3 protein-coding genes are annotated in these 1,498 nt (G+C 48.2%); all 3 read right to left on the bottom strand.

Translation table 11 applies throughout. The features are described from left to right. A partial coding sequence (locus tag RM368_RS38425; RefSeq protein WP_322698922.1) for a hypothetical protein occupies positions 1 to 1,112 on the bottom strand: 1,112 nt, incomplete at its 3' end. Next, positions 1,102 to 1,224 (bottom strand): hypothetical protein, encoded by a 123-nt coding sequence (locus tag RM368_RS38420; RefSeq protein WP_322698921.1) that lies wholly within the window; start codon positions 1,222 to 1,224, stop codon positions 1,102 to 1,104. The genes RM368_RS38420 and RM368_RS38425, both read right to left, overlap by 11 nt. Further along, on the bottom strand, positions 1,221 to 1,430 hold the full coding sequence (locus RM368_RS38415; RefSeq protein ID WP_322698920.1) for a hypothetical protein: 210 nt from the start codon (positions 1,428 to 1,430) through the stop codon (positions 1,221 to 1,223). The genes RM368_RS38420 and RM368_RS38415 overlap by 4 nt, the downstream gene beginning before the upstream one ends. Positions 1,431 to 1,498 lie beyond the last annotated feature (68 nt).

The raw sequence follows: 1,498 nt of genomic DNA, 5'->3' as shown, positions 1-1,498 counted from the left end.
CTTTTTTCACCTCCCAGGCGCTGAATTACCCGCCAAAGTACCCGGTCGTTATCCGAACAATTTTCTTCAAAATCCGCTTCTGGAGCGGCTTCGAGGTCGTTTTCAGCCCGTTTCTGTGGGTCGATCGCATTGTCGTAGTAAGGTTGGACTATGGTCGAACCACCGCGCAGCGCTGCGGCTTTCATCTCCCTGTATGGAGGGAGTTTGAGCGGCTGATCGTCGAGTAAGCAGTGGGATTGGTCGGCTTTTAACCAGCTAATAAGCGCTTCATTTTTCAATGATTTGGCGTGGGCTATCGCCTTTTTACCAAGGCGAATACGGTAGAAAGCATCGGCTAAATCGCTTTTACCTTCTAGTCCCCAGGCTGCTACACGGTCATACTGCGAGAGTAAAATTGTAAAGCGTCGCGCTTTGCGTCCCCTCCTGGCGTGACGCTCTAACCACTCACCGGAACTGCCTACTTTTGAAACCAGTTCCGGGTATTCTTCAACGATGATTACGCGCTCGGTGCTGGCTAATGCAGCGTCCCCGCGTTCGTTGCGGATCTTCATTTGGTTGCTCAAATCGTTTAGATCCTCTGTCATTCCCCGGTCGATCGCCGACCAATTTTCGCCGCGGCCAATGACTTCCAAGCCTGACCAGTCGGTGGGAGTGCCTTCACACTCATACACTTTCACCGCGCCGCCGATAGTGTAGGCGAGGTATTGTGCTAGGGTGCTTTTCCCGGTTCCCATTTCGCCGATAATCATTACCTGTTTACCCTCAATGGCGGCGATGATATCGGTGATAATTTCCAGTGGTTCATCTACTGGAACGGCTGACGCTTCAATGACTTGGGTCATCGGAGTTCCAGCGTAAGGCAGAGCATCATACACTTTGAGCAAGCGCTTGACCCCCGATTCAAACCCATCACACAGCCAAATGCCGAATTTAAAAGCATTCCGGCTAATGCTCACGGTGAATAAGGACGCAGAAAAACATAACCTACCTATTCCCCAGGCACAGTAACGCAGTAGAGTTTTGCCATTAGGCAAGTGCATCTCTACCCAGGTGTGAGCGTTAGCAGTTCTAGGCGGTGCTGCAACTTTGATATCTATTAGATCATTTGCCATACTGCACCTCTATTTTCAAGTAAAAAGGGTGCTGGCTTTGCTGTTTGCACAGTGCAATAATGCCAATAATTAGCGCTGTTGAGGTGAGGATGAGAATGAAAATTTGATTCATCCTTTCACCTCAATTTCAGGGATTTCAGGAACTGTAATTGTCGGTGGATCGATTTCAGAAATTAGGTAAGCAAGCGCTGTATAAGCATCACCCACGGTCAAATCTGGGTAATATCCTTTTTCTATCAAAGCCTGGTAGTCTGGATGATTACTAATTTCACTAATTAGTAGTGAGGTTTCAACTATTAGTTCAGAAAGTGTTTTCATCCGCCGATCCTCTTGTACATGAACGAATTGCTAGAGAAACCCTCGCGGGCTACTAATTCGGATTCTGG

This window comes from Nostoc sp. DedSLP03, assembly GCF_034530815.1.
Classification (GTDB): domain Bacteria; phylum Cyanobacteriota; class Cyanobacteriia; order Cyanobacteriales; family Nostocaceae; genus Nostoc.
Note: the sequence above shows the minus strand (reverse complement) of the source record. Positions and strands in the feature narration are given on the sequence as shown.